Consider the following 15,332-nt stretch of genomic DNA (forward strand, 5'->3'; position numbering starts at 1 on the left):
GGTGGGTCAGTCCTGCCAGTTTTGCAGAATCTTACGGGCGAGGGATGCGTTGACGTAGTCAGTCATCAGCGTCAGGCCTTCATAGGGCTCGATCTTCTTGTTGTCGATGCACAGCTGCGCCATCTGCAACAGCACCTGGTGTTTCTTGCGGTTGACCCGCGCTCCGGGCACGCCGAATGCGGTTTTGCGCAGTTCGGGCAGCGGGGCTTCGGGTTTGAGTTCGATGGTCACCCAGATGCCTTGGAGAAACTGCAGCGTGACAGTGGCGATGTGTTCGATGGGCAGCGGTTGCGCCAGATTGGCGAACACGAAATGTTCCGGCGTCAGGCGCAACGCGGTCTGCGGCGCGCGTTTGAACCGGCGGATGCCCAGCCACAGAAATATCAGCGCAATACTGGCAATTCCCGCCCCGGCACCCACGGCGGACAGCGCTGTGCCTTTCAAGCGTTCGGGGGCAAGCCAGGGCTCGCTCATCATCGCCAGCCCCAGCAACACAAACGGCACCGCCAACACCGCCATCAACACGGCACGCCGACGACCGCCTTCGTGCAGGGCATGTTCGCCTTGTGCCGAGGCAGCCAGGGTTTCCAACAGATGAGTCTGGGCTGTGTGTTCGCCGGCCGCTTCGACGAACAGGTCGCGGGACAGTTGCTCACGCAGCGTGTGCGCTGCACTGAAAAGGGCATCGATTTGCAGACTCGCAGCCTGTGCGTCCACGGCACGGGTGGCGCTGTGCATAGCATCGGCCCAGGGCACGCGCAGTGCGTGCAGGCGCTCGCCGTTGGAGGGGTGGGAATCGGTCGGGTGGGGTTGATGCGTTTCCAGTGCTTCGTCGGGTGCCTGCAGTTCTTGGCCTTGCAACGCGGCGAGGGCGGCGTTCAGCACATCGCCCTCAACGGGGGTGTCGCAATGGGCCAGTAGCACGCCTTCCACAGGCGTCTGCAACACCGATATCCGCAGCAGCGCCGAGGCCGCTGCCGCATTGCCTGCCAAGCGGCCACCGGCGGCGTCCGCCAACAACTCTCGCTCACGGCTCCAGCGGTTCACCGCATGATCGAAGTGCTGCATGAAAAACACCCCGAGCAGGAACGACGGGCGCATCAACCAAGCCTGGATCAAATCGCTGTCCATCATGGTCTGCTCCAGCGTTTCCAGGCTGCGGCTGACGCCATCGTAGATCGGCACAAAGCGCAGGCTGTACTCGGTGTCTTCGCCGACAAAATGCGCCAGCTCATGGCCGATCACAGCGTCGACTTCCTCGCGGCTCAGTAGCCCCAGGTACAGCAGCGGCACGTGCAGGGTGCGCCCGCGCAGCGGCGTTTCAGCGGGCCGCACCGTGGCGGGGCTGGAGGTCACGTAAAAGCCCAGGGCGAGGCTGACCACAATATGATCCGGCGGCAACGCGCCCAGTTTGCCGGCCAACTCGCGCACCTGGCGCCATAACCCGGGCGCCTGTTCAGCCGTCACCACCCGTCCGAACATCTCGAGTGGCGTGGGCTCGAACATCACCAGCATGTGCCGCAGTTGTTTGAGCAGCAGCCAGATCGAATACAGGCAGATTGCCGCGATTACCCCCAGCCACCCCATCAGCTTGACTTCGCCCTTGCCCAACTGGCCGATATGCCACAGCGCCAGGCCCTCATAACTCAACGCCAAGGCGACCGTTGCCGCCATCGCCACCACATGGCTCACCAGCACATAGGGCAATAACCGGCTGCCCAGGGAAAACACCTGCAGCAACTGTTCTCGCGACTGCTGCGCGCGCCGCCCCGCCCATTGCGTACCGGCCAGCGCGGCCACGCCGATCAGCGCGGCAAGCAGCCCCAGACCAATGACCCAGGCTGCCAGCGCGTGCAGGATGCGATTTATATGGCGAGCGGTAGGCAGCTCGGCCTCCATTCGCGCCAGTCGGGAGAGAAACTGCTCAGGGCTGAGGCCGTCACTGCCCACAGTAATGGGGATCGTCGGATTTTCCTCCAGCCACGTCTTCAGGACGGGCTTCATCACGTTGACATAGGCCTGGGCTTGGCCGGGAACCCGTGCGCCCTCGGTGGCGCGCTGCAATTCCCATGTTCCAACGCCGGCCAGCAGCAAGGGAGAAATGATCAGGAGGAAAATCAGTTTTATGGCGTTCATGGGAGTCCGTTCGCAACGCAGAATGCGAACGTTTATACCGAAGAACTGGTGGGGTGGGCGAGAGGAACGGTCTTCCCGGGCGCTAGGAAAAAGCGCCGCGGGAAGGAGGCGGGCTCCGTAGGCCTAATCGTCAACCTCAGGCTTTGGCCGGCGCCAGTTTCTTGCAGTTTGCCTTGCGGGTCGGGTATTGCTCGCACTTGCGCAGCACGGTTTGCACCTGCTGCGCGTTCTGCAATTGCTGATTGGCCAGCAACTTCTCGGTGATGAACAGTTCTTCCGAGCCCAGGTTGCGTTCGGCCTTGTCGATCATCGCCAGCGCCGATTCCCCGTCGCCGCGCTTGAGGTGGTAGCTGATCATCAGGTCATAGGTCGACGGGCCTGCCAGGCTCCAATCCTTGATGGCCTGCAACTCTTTCAAGGCTTCGCCGTTCTTGCCCTGGGCCAGGCGCACGGTGTACGCGGTGCGACGAATACCTGGCTGATCCTTGACCGGCGAGGCCAAGGCTTTGCGGATAAACCCATCGGCCTCGGGCAGCTTGTTTTTCTCCAGGGCGTCGTTGGCGAAGTAGGCATCCTTGTAGCCCTGCATGGCCTTGGCCACTTGCGGCGTCCCTTTGATCTTCGTCCAGCTCTCGGGGTTGATGCGTGCGCGGCGCTCCTGGCGGTATTCGCGCTGCAGGTACTGGCGCAACTCGGTGTCGCGATCCATCGCCGACATGTGGGAGCGATTGAAATACTGGGTGGTCGCGGAGATGCTGGTGGTCAGTCCGTCTTTGACCAGCACGTCCAACTCCTGGGTGAAGCGGTTGAGATTGAACTGTTGCAGTGAATCCTGCATGGCGTTCTTGCGTGCGGTCAGGAAGCCGCTGAGCAACGGTTTCTGCTTGCCCTGGAAGTCGTTGAGGCGCTCCAGGCTATGGGTAGCGGCACGCGGTGCGTAACCGGCGCGGATCATCAGGTCGGTGCCGAGCAGGTCGGCCTGGTCTTCCTGGGTGCGGCCCCACGCGGTGCTCCACACATGGTCGGAAAACGTGTTGGCCAAGGTGGTGTAGAGCACGGTGTTGCCGATGGTTTTCTGGGTGCCGGCGGGGTCTTTGCTGAACAGCTTCATCGTGCCGGAACTGCGGTCCACGCCGGTGTCGGCGGCCATGGTGGCCAAGGCAACGGTGGACGCCACGGTGGTGAACATCTCTTTCTGCTGCTGGAAGGCCGCCATGCGGTCGTGGTGGTGCAGCAGAACGTGGCTCATTTCGTGGCCGAGCATCGCGGCGATTTCGTCTTCGCTGCCGACGTTATCCAGCATGCCCAGCGGCACGAACACATTGCCGTAAGGGTCTGCTGATGGCCCGAAGCTGTAGCTGTCGGTGATCTTCACCTGCAAGGCCGGCAACTCACCTGGCCAGCCCTTGGACAGGCGCGTGACAATCCCCTGCAGGTACACCTGCAGCATCGGGATATCCACCAGGTTCTGCTGGCGTGCTTCGGCCGCCGGTACCGCGCGCCCGTCATAGCTCAAGCGCTGCTGGCTCTGGCGTTGCGGGTCGAGCTTGTAGTACTGGCGCACGTCGGTGTTATCCACGTAGTGGCCCTGGACCCTGGATTGGGTCGAGGGGCCCACCAGGTTCAGGAACGCCTGGTCGGCGCCTTTCAATGTCGCGCAACCACTGAGTACCGTGCTGGCCAGCAAGCTGGCTGCCAATAGAGATCCCTTCACCGCACCGCTCCTTTTATTGATTGCAGCCCGCACCAAAACCGATGGTGGAGTTGTTGCGGCTGTCTTTGGTCTGGCTTTTGGTCAGGCCCTGGCAGGGCAGGTCGACCACATTGAGCGGCGGCTCGATGCGCAGGTCCATGGTGTCCAGCCAAACCTTCTGGCCCGCCAGCTCAACCTGCACCAGATCCAGCGCCTTGTTGTACTGCAACACGGGGACGGCTTGGGTCGGCGTGTCTTTTTTCGGCAACTCGCGCTGTTGTTTACCCTGTTCATCCAGCACGGCCACCGGGTCGGCCAGGAACGCCTTGATGCTGTGGGTTTCCGCCCAGGCGCCCTGGGTGAAGAGCGCAACGAGCACGACGATCAGACTTCTGTTCATCCTTGGATTCCTTGAGTCAAATGACAAAGCGGCGCACTCAGCGATCGCGATCGAAGAAGGCTTCGATCCGTTCGCTGAACAGCACCAACGACAGCAACACAATGCCCAACACGTTCACCGGCGTGATGTGGCTGAGGCTCAGCAGCACACTCACCCCGGCAAGCGCGGACATCACCAACAGCCATGACGGGCACGGCGAAGAAAAAAACCAGATTTCCTGACGCCGCCACCGGCTCCAGGTGCGCAGGCCCGCCAGCCGCCGCGCATGCAGCGCCTTGAGCACGGCGATCAACGCCAGCAGGCCCAGTTCAAGCAGGTCCAGCCAATTAAATGGCAGGCCAGGAAAGTTGGCGGGCTCATGGTCATAGTCCATGCCCACATTGATCAGGTTGTCGAGGGCCATGGCATGCAGATAAACGCCAGGTAACTGGCCGTGTACCGGCGACTCCACCAGATCACCCGTCGAGGTGATATTGGCCCCGACCAGCACCAGGCGATCGCGCAGCAACTCGGCGACCAAGGCTTGGTCGTCCGGGTCGCTGACTTCCAGGTCGCTGGCCGCTAACGTCAGCGTATAAGGGCAGCGTGCCTGCTCCGAGTCATCGAGTTTCCAGAACACCGCCTGGAGCAACTGCGCCACCCCATCCAGCAAAAAATGCCGCGCCGGCGCGCAGTGGCGCACATCGGCGATCCGCGCCTGCTCTGGCGCCAACTTCAGCCCCCATTGCACCGCGATCGGTTGCCGACGTGCGGCGGTTTGCGCGTCCACCGGCGGCGACGGGCAGGCCTGTGTCTCACAGAATGCGCGGTACAGCGCCAAGGCGGGTGTTTCCATCAGACCTATCGGCGTATTCACCGCCAACGGGTACTTGTCGTCCACCCCCGCCCACGCCACCAGGGCCGGGCGACTGACCTCGACAAACGGCGCCAGCGTATTGGCCTGGCCCGCCTCGCCACGCGCCACCCCGGTATTGGCCAGCCACAACGGAATGCCCTGGCGTTGATAGCGCTCGAACACATTCGCCAGTAACTGACTGCCCCGTGCCGGGTCGCCGAAAGAGTGGTCGTGGCTGTAAAGCAAATCGACGAACACCGCTTTGGGCTTAAACGCCAGCAAGCGCTTGAACAACTTGCTCTGCTCGCCATAGGGCATCGGCCAGGAGGTGGCGTTGCGCATCAGGTACGCATCATCGATCAACACCACCGCCACCCGCTGCTGGCCGTCATTGGCGTAGTGGCTGGCGAACATACGGTTGAGCCACTGCGCCGACGCCTTGTCGCTGGAACTGGCCAGGCCGAAAGGATCGAGGATCGCCAGCAGCACGATGATGACCGCCAGCCAATAGCGGCGATGTTTGAACAGCGGAGGGGTCGACAACATCCATGTCTCGATAGAAAAGCACAAGCAAGACAGGGGTTTTAACGTGGTGGGGAGGGGGTGTCAATTGGGAAAGTGGCGAAGTGCCATATTTCTGCGTGTGGGTTGTCTGCCTAGTCTGAAACGCTTTGTTAGCCTTAGCGGCGCGACAACAGAATCTGGAGCGATTCAAATCGCTGCCGCTTTAAAGCCAGAATGTCAGCCTCTAAATTTAGAGGACCCAGGGCTATCGATGGCTGGCAAGTGAAGCATTGCTTACACATGTTCAGATCGCCAACGAGCGACTCACCAGCACGAGTGCCAACAACAAGATACGAAAACCCCGCACGGGGCGGTGTTCGGGGGCTACGTGATCAGTATCGCCGCCAAGGTTTCACGCACGTTTGAGCTGGGGCTGTTCTTGCAGACGATCCCAACCCAGGCAGGCCAAGGCCAATGTGCGGGGCACCGCTTCGCGGCCGTTGCTGTAGCGGGTGATGCTCCGCGTGCCGACACCCAATGCCTCGGCGGCTTGCGACAGGTTGAGCCCGGTACGCGCACGCCAACCGATGAAGATGCGCGTGTTTTCATCCGGCGCTGCCTGAGCCAAGGCGTCCAGGTACAGCGTGTCGGCGCCGATTTGAATGTCCAGTTCGGGCCATTCCACCGTCCATCCATCATCGCCCACGGTCGCGCCTTTGAACGCTTTGGCCGCTTGCAGCGGTTTGAGCCCAGGGTAGGTGGCCACGTCGCGGGTCATATCCAGCAGAAACTGTTGGCCGTCGATAAATGTCAGCTCCAGCGCATGGCCGGGACGCGCCTGCACAGCCCGCAGGCGGGGGCGTTTCATGGATGCCATTTATGCCATTCCTCCAGTAATTCGTCTTGGTGCAAACGCACCCAGGCCAAAGCCTCTTTCAGCACCACCGTCGGCGCTCGGCCCAACATCGCCTCACATGTTTCAAGGCTTATCAAGACATCGACGCCGCCGCCCGTCAGTGTACGTGGGGCGGTAGGTGGTCTTTTTCCCGCAGCTCTATGCGGTACTTTTCGCGAAATCGGTGTTTGGTAGACATGCTCGAAGCGTATCGCCAATTTGGCGATACATCAAGTAGTCGGAGGCGGTCATGAGCGCAGCGGCCACGTGGAGCTGAGGGGGTATCTCGACGGTCTGAGAGACGCTCAGGCTTATTGGTCGCCGCCTGGAGGCGCCTCAGTTACGGAGATCTTAGAGCCAAGGTTTTTAAAGTACTCCGTCAATATTCACGAGCACTACAACCGAGTGTTCAGGCAAACGTTACGCGGCTCGGTGGGCTAACGCCTCATGAAGCGAAGCAGATTGTTCGTTTTTATCAATTGGCTGACAGCGTTAGGTTGGATGTCACCGCTGGTGGTTTGCTTTTCAATGGGACGGCGGACTCAGATAGTTTCCGTGAGGCAGCAGATCTATTGGAGACGGTTATGAAAATTGGCCGTGAATTGACATCGGAGCGTAATAAAAAGAAGTGGGGTGCGCGGAAAACTGCAGGTTAGTTGTTTGAGTGTGGACGTTTTGTGGACGTTTTCACTAAATTCACCCTACAAGTTTCTGAAATTTCCCAACCTCCAGAAACCACAAAGCCCCGCATTGCGGGGCTTCGAGATATGGTGCGGCACCAGACGAACGGTACGTTTCGGGGAGGCCAGGTTTTTCGGGCGTCTGGAGTTCGTTGGAAAATTCGACGTACCCCAACTAGTAACTATAAATAAATCAGCTAGTTATGGCGTTCGCTGGAATCGAACTCGGGATTTTTTAGATGTCAGCACGTTGTCTGTCTGCAAGAAATTCAGAGCCGCATACGGAATGGTAAACCTCCCGAATTCGAACGTTGTTGATCATCCCCTCCGTCGAGAATAGGTAGGAATCCGCCAAAAGCTGCCGTGGCGACAGGCAGCAGACGAGCCGCTCGGATGTGTCTACAAAACTAGGGGCGATTCAGATTAGTGCCTGCGGTGAATCAGAGCACTTGAGATACAAACGTTACGTCCCATGACTGTTCAGACCCGCCGATTGCAACTGTGGTAAGCGTGCATCCGGTCTCACTACAAGGGGCCTTCGTGGTTCTGGTTACCTTAGGCGTTCTTGGAATGCAGAGCTTTTTGCAAACACATTCGCCATGAAGTCCATGAAAACGATGGCTCGCTTGGGCAGCAGCCGATTCGCTAGGTAAACGACCTGGATCGGCACCTGTGGTGCTACGTAGTCGCTAAGCAGCAGCTGAAGATTGCCACTTCTTAGCCCTTCCTCATAAAGCCATTGAGGGCCTTGCGCGATTCCTAATCCTGCATTGACGTACTCACGTATCGCCTCGGGTGAATTGACCCGCAGGCGACCGGAGACCTGGACATCAATGTCTTTAAACCGCCAGTTAGTACCGGTAGATAGCAGAGTGTAAATAAGGCAGTCGTGTTTCTTCAGGTCATCAGGCGAAGAGGGAGAACCACGTTTCTCCAAGTACTCGCGGCTGGCCACACACACACGCTCGAACCACGCTAGTGGCCGGGCACGCATTGCGCTGTCCTCCAGGTGGCCAATGCGAATCGCGAGCTCGGCTCCCTCGTCGACCAGATTGACGTAGCGATCATTGATCTGGAGATCGAGCGACACTTCTGGATAGAGCTCCAGAAAGCTAGCCACCTGGGGCACGATAAAGGTGTGCGCCAATGCAGTCGGGCATGCGACGCGCAGTAACCCAGACGGTGCCACGTTCCCTCTCAGAGAGGACTCTGACTCTTCTACTGAGTCCAAAATACGCCGCGCATCTGCGTAGTACCGCTCGCCTTCCGGTGTGAGCGTCAGCTTTCTTGTCGATCGGTGAAGCAGCCTGGCTTGCAGATGATCTTCGAGTGCGGCGACGTAACGGCTGACGTTCGGTTGTCCGAGTCCAAGATCACGTCCCGCAGCTGAAAAACTGCCGGTCTCGACGGCGCGTACGAAACAGCTCATCAGTAACAACCGATCCATCACACGTCCTCTTTCATGCGTATTTTGCATGAGATGTATTCTCTTTAGCTATCTTATCAGCGCTCCAGCATGAATACATAGTTGCTCTCAGAAGGTCAGTCGTCCGACTGGTCGTCACAAATGAGAGGAAGTTTACATGTCCCGTTTACAAGGCAAGCGTACGCTCATCACTGGCGGCACAAGTGGCATTGGTCTGGAGACCGCAAAGCAATTCCTCGCAGAAGGCGCTCGGGTGATCGTCACTGGTGTTAATCCTGAGTCAATTGCAAACGCCCAAGCTGTCTTAGGTAGCGAGGTTCTGGTGTTACGAGCCGACTCCGCCAGTGTCACAGCCCAGAAGGAGCTGGCGCAGGCTGTTCAGTCTCATTACGGGCAGCTCGACGTTGCCTTCCTCAATGCTGGCGTATCCGTCTGGAAGCCAATCGAAGACTGGAACGAGGAGATGTTTGACCGCTCCTTTGACATCAATGTCAAAGGCCCTTACTTCCTCCTGCAAGCACTGCTGCCGGTCTTCTCAAACCCTGCATCGGTGGTTCTTAACACCTCGATCAGTGCGCACCTGGGCGCCGCGCGTTCATCCATTTATGCCGCAACAAAGGCGGCCTTTCTAAACATGTCGAAAACGCTCTCTAGCGAGCTTCTACCGCGTGGTGTTCGAGTAAATGCGGTCAGCCCTGGGCCGATCGACACGCCGCTGTACGACAAGGCGGGTATTCCCGATGCCTACCGCGAGCAGGTCAACAAAGATATTGCTGCGACTATCCCATTTGGCCGTTTTGGCACGCCTGAAGAAGTAGCTAAGGCGGTGGTGTACCTCGCGTCGGACGAGTCTCGTTGGACGTTGGGAACAGAAATTATTGTTGATGGTGGTCGCTCGCTTTAACGAGATAGGCACGCCTTCGAGTCTGTACATCCCGCTTCCTGCCCGGATGCGGGAGTTGTCGGAAAAACAGTGGGTATTCAAATGTCGCAATCACAGCTCACGCTCGTTAGCCACGAGCTTTGTCCGTTTGTTCAGCGAGTGGCAATTTTACTTCACGAAAAGCAGGTTCCATTTCAGCGCATTGATGTGGATCTGAAGGTCAGGCCCGACTGGTTTCGGGTCATGTCGCCAACGGGCAAAGTCCCGCTTCTAACGGTGCAAAAAGGCGACGAGGGTGCGAACGTACTCTTCGAGAGCGTGGCAATCTGTGAATTCATCGAAGAGGTGTATCCGGAGCCCGCTTTGCACCCGGAAGATGCAATCACCCGTGCTCAACACCGTGCCTGGATCGAATTCGCCACTGCCATGCTCGCGGATGCGTGGGGATATTTGAATGCAGCGGATCAGCAGACAGCGCTTAGTAAATCAGCAGTGTTGAGAGGCAAACTAGAGCGATTCGAACTTGAAAAATCGGACGGCGATTACTTCGCTGGTGCGAAGCTCAGCATGGTGGATATAGCCGTTGCTCCAGTTTTTCGCTACTTCGACATACTAGGATTCGAACCAAGTCATCCATTGTTCGATGGACTTGTTCGCATTGCAGAGTGGCGCCATGCGCTAGCAAACCGAGCGAGTGTTCAAGCTGCAGTTGCCGAAGATTATGCGTCCCGGTTCCGCACGCATCTTCAGCAAGCCAAGGCCATTTTGGTTAGCTGAATCGGGCGTTTCGGTTCAGCCCGCGCTCGACTGCGGTCTCATCGAAAAGTCCTGCACCCAACTCCTGCTCCTCTAAAGCTCATAGCCCTCGCTGAACTCTCAGAGAGGCTGCTTATTGGTCGAGGCGCGGCCTACTGATGCTCAGATGGTTTTGCTGGCGACAGATCTCCACACGTATCGGCGGCGCATCGACCGTCATCCTGGCCGCTCTCCTGCTCGTTTTTTTCCACTGAGAAGAAGTATTTAGAGACTAGGCGCAGCCTGGCCCCGGCCGCTTCTTACAGGCTGCGGCTAGTGATTTTTGCCAAGGTTAGATCACCGGCCCCCACGTCGACATTCAGCGTATTCTCAGTCCGCTTGCTCCGAGAATTCGTTAGCGAATGGCCTCCCCTTGAAGACAACCGACAGCCCGCCCCATGGTGGGCTTTTTTCGTATGGCTCCAAATGGCCCAGAGTGTGTAAAAACGCTTAGCCAAAATTGAAGTGCGCGCGTCTACGTTAAATCTGAAATTTATCGGCACGTCAGCAGATGTGGATTTCGCGTAGAAACGCGATTTTCAGTCCGGTTTTGAGTACCTGTCGCGCTCAAAAACGTTTTTACACAGCCTCGGCCGTTTTCTGACCTTCGTTTAGAGGTTGAACTGCCGGGATTTTCCTAAGCAATGAGTGAGTAATTGCATGGTCAGCAAATAGTAATAGCGCGTCGATTGAGTGTGCTGGTTTAGGTGGTGATTCAAAAACCACGCAAGGTGTTTTCTCTGCCAAGTCCATGGATTGTCGCGTTGCCAGCGCTCAGCGATCGCTGTTTGGATGGCCTTCGCCTGACGCAGGTGGCGTTGGCGCGTGGTATGCGACCCGGTCAGGACGCCCGTCAGGAACAGATCCATATCGAATACCGTGCTCATGCGCGACCACCAATGTAAGCGGCCACCACGACGATACGGTTGTGCCCCAGCTCATAGCTGATTTGTACTCGGGCTTCCTGATCGAGACGTCGGTCGAGTTGATAGCAATGGCCACCGTTGATGGGGGTGGGACGGTGGGTGATTTGCTCATAGCGTTCGCACGCATAGGCTGCCCGCAATTCGTGGAAGCCTTTGAGGTTGTACTGATGGAGGATGTCCCGTGCAGGACGGACGATTCCCCGTTGGAAATCGAGGTAGGTTTCGTTCGGTGCAAGTAGGTTGCGGCACCAGGAGTCGAATTATATCGTAATACATTGTTTTTAAAGAAGTTATTGTATTGATGATTAGTTTTGTATCCCTAAAACTACCTTAATCCCTTCACGTCATTTCATGCTATCAAGGAAGGCTGAGTAGTTAAAATCAGCGCGTCTTTCTCTGTTTTTTCAGGTTGGTGCCGCATCTATAGAAACTTCATATTGATCCGTGAGGGACCTTGGATGGACGGCGCGATGGCTTTTTGATAGCTTCGACTGATAGTCGATAGGACAAAATGAGGGGCTCGACGTCCAAAGTGTTAGGGATATCGCTAGCATTAACTCGAGAATGGAAGCTTCGAAGCGCGCACATAAAGCCGCGTCTTGTGAGTATGTAGTCATGATGATAGAAATACCATACACGAGTAGGAAGCTTGTTGAATGTATAGGCTTTCAAGATATTATTAGATTTCCTCACTTGCAAGACAGAAACAATCGTGCGGATCTTGCGAACAAGACTCTAAATTTATTAAGTCGTGGCCAAGTTTTCAATGGGTGTTTAAGGCAGATAAATATTGGGTCGGATAAAGGATATGTGTTCAATATTTCTTCGGCTGATCTGGTGGCGCGACTGGTCTCAAAAAATATTAGAGTGAACTATAAACTTAAACAAGCTGATCGCCAAACTATCATATCTAATGCAATGTCTATGTTTAAGGAGGGGTCTCCTTTTGATGTTTATAGATTGGATATAAAGAAATTTTACGAGAGTATTGATTCGAAACTCTTATTCGAGCGGCTGATAGGAGAAGGTAAGTGTTCGTGGCAAACAATTGTTTTACTGGATCAGTTTCTTAACACGCTGGCCGCATATGATGTGACTGGATTGCCTCGAGGTCTAGGAATTAGCGCTACTCTTTCAGAGTTTTATCTAAAGGAATTTGATCTAGCTGTATCCGCGCTCCCAGGAGTTTTTTACTATGCACGTTTTGTGGATGATATTCTTATAGTTACATCTGGGCAAATAGCGAGAGGTAGCTTTGAAAGTCAGGTTGAAGAATTATTGCCTCAAGGGCTGGAGTTTCACACTGCGGGGAAAAGAGATTATATCGCAGTAGGGAAAGTTGCTAAGGAAGCCGCTGGTAAAAAATTAGATGGATTTGATTATCTTGGTTATAACATTAGAATATTCAGCGAGCATTCGGAAGAAACAGTAAACGGTGTTTTTCGTAGAAAGGTGTTTTGTGATATATCTAAGGTAAAGGTTGAGAAGATTAAAAAGAGATTGCTTAATTCGTTTTCAAGCTATCTTGCTAGTTCGCAATATCCTACTGATTTCGTCCTGTTAAAAAATAGAGTTAGGGCTTTGACAGGGAATTATTATATCGTCGATCCGATGACCGGAGTAGATATTAAAACCGGCATATATTATAACTATGTCCAGAAAAATTTCGTCGGGCGTTGTGCGCTTGATGAGTTGGACGCCTTTATTCGTGGAGTCTTATTTTCTACAAAACATCAGCTTTCACGAAGGGTTATATCAGCATTGAGCCTTGATAAAAGAAAGCAGTTGGCTGGGTATGGTTTTAGAACTGGGTTTGTGAACGCAAGATTTCATTCATTTAAATATGATACGCTAAAGAAAATAAAGGAGTGTTGGCGTAAATGAAACCCGGGATGCGTCGAGTAAAAAAAGAGGACTTTGCTAGAGTTGTGCTAACTGAGACGTGTCCGTATGAGGTCCCTATAGTTTTTAGTAATCTCGGTTTTTACTGGCATCTTAAAAAGTATGAAGCTGGAAGTAGTCTCTTTCCGGACATAATGGATTATTTGTTCTATCGAGATTTGGCGTCGGAGTATACCTTACCATTGACCTATAAGATTCGTAAGGATGAGGCGTCTGTCCGAACTTTATCTTTATTGCACCCTAGGTCTCAAGTTAGCTTTGTGGAGCTCTATAAGACTTACGGTGATCAAATTGTTTTTTCTTGCTTAAAAAGCTCGTTCAGTATCCGCCGGCCAGGTGGGGTGGCGAGTAAGTACTATACAAAGAGCGAGAATGACAATATAAAAAAATTTCGCTCCGATAATGTGGTGGTTTCTGCAACTGAGTCCAGGCACAGATACCTTTCGTCATATTTCTCTTATTTTGGATATACACGGCTTTATCGTTTTTTTGAATCCTACGATTTTTTGCAGTTAGAGCAACAATACTCTTCTTTTTGGTCGATTGATATATCAAGATTTTTTGATAGCATTTACACGCACTCGATAACTTGGGCGTTGAAAACGAAAGAGTTCTCTAAAGCTAACTCGAGCGTCAAAAATACATTTGGAGCCGTTTTTGATCGATTGATGCAGGCGTCAAACTATAACGAAACTGCTGGGATTGTGATAGGTCCTGAAGTATGTAGGATATTTGCTGAAATTATTTTTCAACAAATTGATCGTGATGTAGAGGAAGAAGTCGCCAAAAAAGGTTTAGTCTTAGGAAGGGATTATGCTGTTCGTAGATATGTTGACGATATTTTTGTTTTCGCTATAAGTGAAGATTTTGCACAGCAGGTATATAGATCAATAGAGAGCAATGCGAAAAAATATAAACTAAACATAAACAAAGCAAAAACAATTAAAGCTTCTCGACCGTTTGTAACTGGTAAGACCAGATCTTTGAAAGTTGTTAAAAATACGCTGGCTAAATTTTCAGAGAAAATGGTCGCTGTAGGTAGTCCCGATGGTGCAAGTAAGTTTACTCCTAATCGAATATATAACCGTAGAAGGGTTGTGGTTGATTTTATTAGCGAAGTTAAGGCTGCTTGTATTGCGGACGTCGATGCATATGGCATGGTTTGTGGTTATTTAATATCCGCTTTGACGAGGATTTTAGTCCAAGTGACAGAGGCGAATATTGGTAGAGTATTTTCTGATGACGAAGATCTCAATAAATATTCCGATTTCTATTATGTAATTATTGACGTGATTTTCCATTTGTTTACCGTAAATCCCAGTCATACAGGTACGGTGAAGATTTTTGTAGCAGCGACACTTTCGTGTTCTTTCTACGAGGCACATCTTCCAAATGAGTTGAACTCAATAAAAAGTAAAATCTACACTGCATGTCGTGACTTTTTTGAGAGTAGTGAATATGCGAAGATGTCCTCTGGCAATAGCGATCACGCAATGCTTGAGGCGTTAAATTTACTCGTTGTGCTCAAAGGGTTAGGTAGTGATTATTTGATTCCGCGGGAAACGTTGCAAAGCATTGTAGATGTTTCAATCGGTCGTCAAATGTCATATTTCGAAATAATTTCGTTGCTTTACTATGTAGAGAATATTCCTTCTTATGCATCTATAAAAAGGGCTGTGTTTTCAAATATTAAGGCAAAGCTTGAAGATCTATCAGATATTAGATCGGATGCTGAAAAAATCTATTTGTTCTTAGATATTATGACCTGTCCCTATATTGATAAAAAGTTTAAGCATAAAATCGCAGAAAAATTGTATAAGCAGATTAATAGTAAGATTCCAACAGCGCCGATGGTGGCTGATCTCGCTTTGCGGTTGGAAAAGTTTCCTTGGTTTGTATCATGGGAAAATGCAGACTTTCTATCTGCTCTAGAAAAAAAGGAATTGCTAAAAGGTTACTAGTGATCTATATTTTTTGAGTAGGGTATACCGATCAGCTTTACGACCTGAAAAGGTTGGCTAACCGAAACCGATTTCCGCGGAGGCTCTGGATGAGCTTTTTAGGGGGGAGGGGATGGAATCATTTGCTGGTCAAGGAATGGCGGGCAACCGCACACACTATACTGGTTGGATACCCTACACTATTTTTCCATGCAAACGTAATGCCTCTCTTCTCCTTGCCTAAAACTGCCATTTCTTGTCTAGGCGCAAAACAAGAATTTTAACTGAAAGTAGGTAGTAGTAGCGTGTTGTTGGTG

Annotated in this window: 11 protein-coding genes and 2 pseudogenes; 4 read left to right on the forward strand and 9 right to left on the reverse strand. The window is 53.4% G+C overall.

Annotated features, from left to right (window positions below; translation table 11 throughout):
- Window positions 1-6 precede the first annotated feature (6 nt).
- From J2Y83_RS00745 to J2Y83_RS00775, 7 genes and pseudogenes are all read right to left on the reverse strand, one after another.
- The gene (locus tag J2Y83_RS00745; RefSeq protein WP_253392641.1) at window positions 7-2,136 is read right to left on the reverse strand and encodes a M48 family metallopeptidase; all 2,130 of its coding nucleotides are present in this window, start codon (window positions 2,134-2,136) and stop codon (window positions 7-9) included.
- A 136-nt stretch (window positions 2,137-2,272) separates the two neighbouring features.
- Window positions 2,273-3,850, reverse strand: a complete 1,578-nt coding sequence (locus tag J2Y83_RS00750) for a M48 family metallopeptidase (protein ID WP_253392643.1) — start codon at window positions 3,848-3,850, stop codon at window positions 2,273-2,275.
- Between the two features lie 13 nt (window positions 3,851-3,863).
- A complete protein-coding gene (locus J2Y83_RS00755) occupies window positions 3,864-4,229 on the reverse strand; it encodes a hypothetical protein (RefSeq protein WP_253392645.1) in 366 nt (121 codons plus the stop codon).
- Window positions 4,230-4,266: 37 nt separating this feature from the next.
- Complete coding sequence (locus J2Y83_RS00760; protein WP_253392647.1) at window positions 4,267-5,610, reverse strand: CHASE2 domain-containing protein; 1,344 nt, start codon at window positions 5,608-5,610, stop codon at window positions 4,267-4,269.
- A 370-nt stretch (window positions 5,611-5,980) separates the two neighbouring features.
- On the reverse strand, window positions 5,981-6,445 hold the full coding sequence (locus tag J2Y83_RS00765) for a DUF2442 domain-containing protein (protein ID WP_253392649.1): 465 nt from the start codon (window positions 6,443-6,445) through the stop codon (window positions 5,981-5,983).
- A pseudogene (locus tag J2Y83_RS00770) lies at window positions 6,433-6,662 on the reverse strand (DUF4160 domain-containing protein). Before J2Y83_RS00770 ends, J2Y83_RS00765 begins: the two are co-directional and overlap by 13 nt.
- 1,031 nt (window positions 6,663-7,693) lie before the next feature.
- Entirely contained in the window at window positions 7,694-8,590 is an 897-nt protein-coding gene (locus J2Y83_RS00775) for a LysR family transcriptional regulator (RefSeq protein WP_253392651.1), read from the reverse strand.
- 136 nt (window positions 8,591-8,726) lie between these two features.
- On the opposite strand from J2Y83_RS00775, the gene J2Y83_RS00780 reads away from it, so the two are divergent.
- Both J2Y83_RS00780 and J2Y83_RS00785 read left to right on the forward strand, forming a co-directional pair.
- The gene (locus J2Y83_RS00780; RefSeq protein ID WP_212801742.1) at window positions 8,727-9,473 is read left to right on the forward strand and encodes an SDR family oxidoreductase; all 747 of its coding nucleotides are present in this window, start codon (window positions 8,727-8,729) and stop codon (window positions 9,471-9,473) included.
- 81 nt (window positions 9,474-9,554) lie between these two features.
- The gene (locus tag J2Y83_RS00785; RefSeq protein ID WP_253392654.1) at window positions 9,555-10,229 is read left to right on the forward strand and encodes a glutathione S-transferase family protein; all 675 of its coding nucleotides are present in this window, start codon (window positions 9,555-9,557) and stop codon (window positions 10,227-10,229) included.
- A 629-nt stretch (window positions 10,230-10,858) separates the two neighbouring features.
- On the opposite strand, the gene J2Y83_RS00790 is transcribed toward J2Y83_RS00785, so the two are convergent.
- Together J2Y83_RS00790 and J2Y83_RS00795 are read right to left on the reverse strand one after the other, a co-directional pair.
- Window positions 10,859-11,134, reverse strand: a complete 276-nt coding sequence (locus tag J2Y83_RS00790; protein WP_253392657.1) for a hypothetical protein — start codon at window positions 11,132-11,134, stop codon at window positions 10,859-10,861.
- Window positions 11,131-11,418: pseudogene (locus J2Y83_RS00795) on the reverse strand (integrase domain-containing protein); the annotation flags it as partial. The pseudogene J2Y83_RS00795 and the gene J2Y83_RS00790, both read right to left, overlap by 4 nt.
- A gap of 370 nt (window positions 11,419-11,788) precedes the next feature.
- On the opposite strand from J2Y83_RS00795, the gene drt3a reads away from it, so the two are divergent.
- On the forward strand, window positions 11,789-13,057 hold the full coding sequence (gene drt3a / locus J2Y83_RS00800) for an antiviral reverse transcriptase Drt3a (protein WP_253392659.1): 1,269 nt from the start codon (window positions 11,789-11,791) through the stop codon (window positions 13,055-13,057).
- Window positions 13,054-15,036 carry an antiviral reverse transcriptase Drt3b gene (drt3b, locus tag J2Y83_RS00805; RefSeq protein ID WP_253392661.1) on the forward strand — a complete coding sequence of 661 codons (1,983 nt, stop codon included), beginning with the start codon at window positions 13,054-13,056 and terminating at the stop codon, window positions 15,034-15,036. The genes drt3a and drt3b overlap by 4 nt, the downstream gene beginning before the upstream one ends.
- Window positions 15,037-15,332 lie beyond the last annotated feature (296 nt).

Source organism: Pseudomonas marginalis, assembly GCF_024169655.1.
In the GTDB taxonomy this organism is placed as follows: domain Bacteria; phylum Pseudomonadota; class Gammaproteobacteria; order Pseudomonadales; family Pseudomonadaceae; genus Aquipseudomonas; species Aquipseudomonas paraveronii.

Bases quoted from the DNA above. Each gene is read 5' to 3' on its own strand.
- J2Y83_RS00745 (WP_253392641.1), bottom strand. From the start codon at position 2,136: ATGAACGCCATAAAACTGATTTTCCTCCTGATCATTTCTCCCTTGCTG.
- J2Y83_RS00755 (WP_253392645.1), bottom strand. From the start codon at position 4,229: ATGAACAGAAGTCTGATCGTCGTGCTCGTTGCGCTCTTCACCCAGGGC.
- J2Y83_RS00760 (WP_253392647.1), bottom strand. From the start codon at position 5,610: ATGTTGTCGACCCCTCCGCTGTTCAAACATCGCCGCTATTGGCTGGCG.
- J2Y83_RS00765 (WP_253392649.1), bottom strand. From the start codon at position 6,445: ATGGCATCCATGAAACGCCCCCGCCTGCGGGCTGTGCAGGCGCGTCCC.
- J2Y83_RS00775 (WP_253392651.1), bottom strand. From the start codon at position 8,590: ATGGATCGGTTGTTACTGATGAGCTGTTTCGTACGCGCCGTCGAGACC.
- J2Y83_RS00780 (WP_212801742.1), top strand. From the start codon at position 8,727: ATGTCCCGTTTACAAGGCAAGCGTACGCTCATCACTGGCGGCACAAGT.
- J2Y83_RS00785 (WP_253392654.1), top strand. From the start codon at position 9,555: ATGTCGCAATCACAGCTCACGCTCGTTAGCCACGAGCTTTGTCCGTTT.
- J2Y83_RS00790 (WP_253392657.1), bottom strand. From the start codon at position 11,134: ATGAGCACGGTATTCGATATGGATCTGTTCCTGACGGGCGTCCTGACC.
- drt3a (WP_253392659.1), top strand. From the start codon at position 11,789: ATGATGATAGAAATACCATACACGAGTAGGAAGCTTGTTGAATGTATA.
- drt3b (WP_253392661.1), top strand. From the start codon at position 13,054: ATGAAACCCGGGATGCGTCGAGTAAAAAAAGAGGACTTTGCTAGAGTT.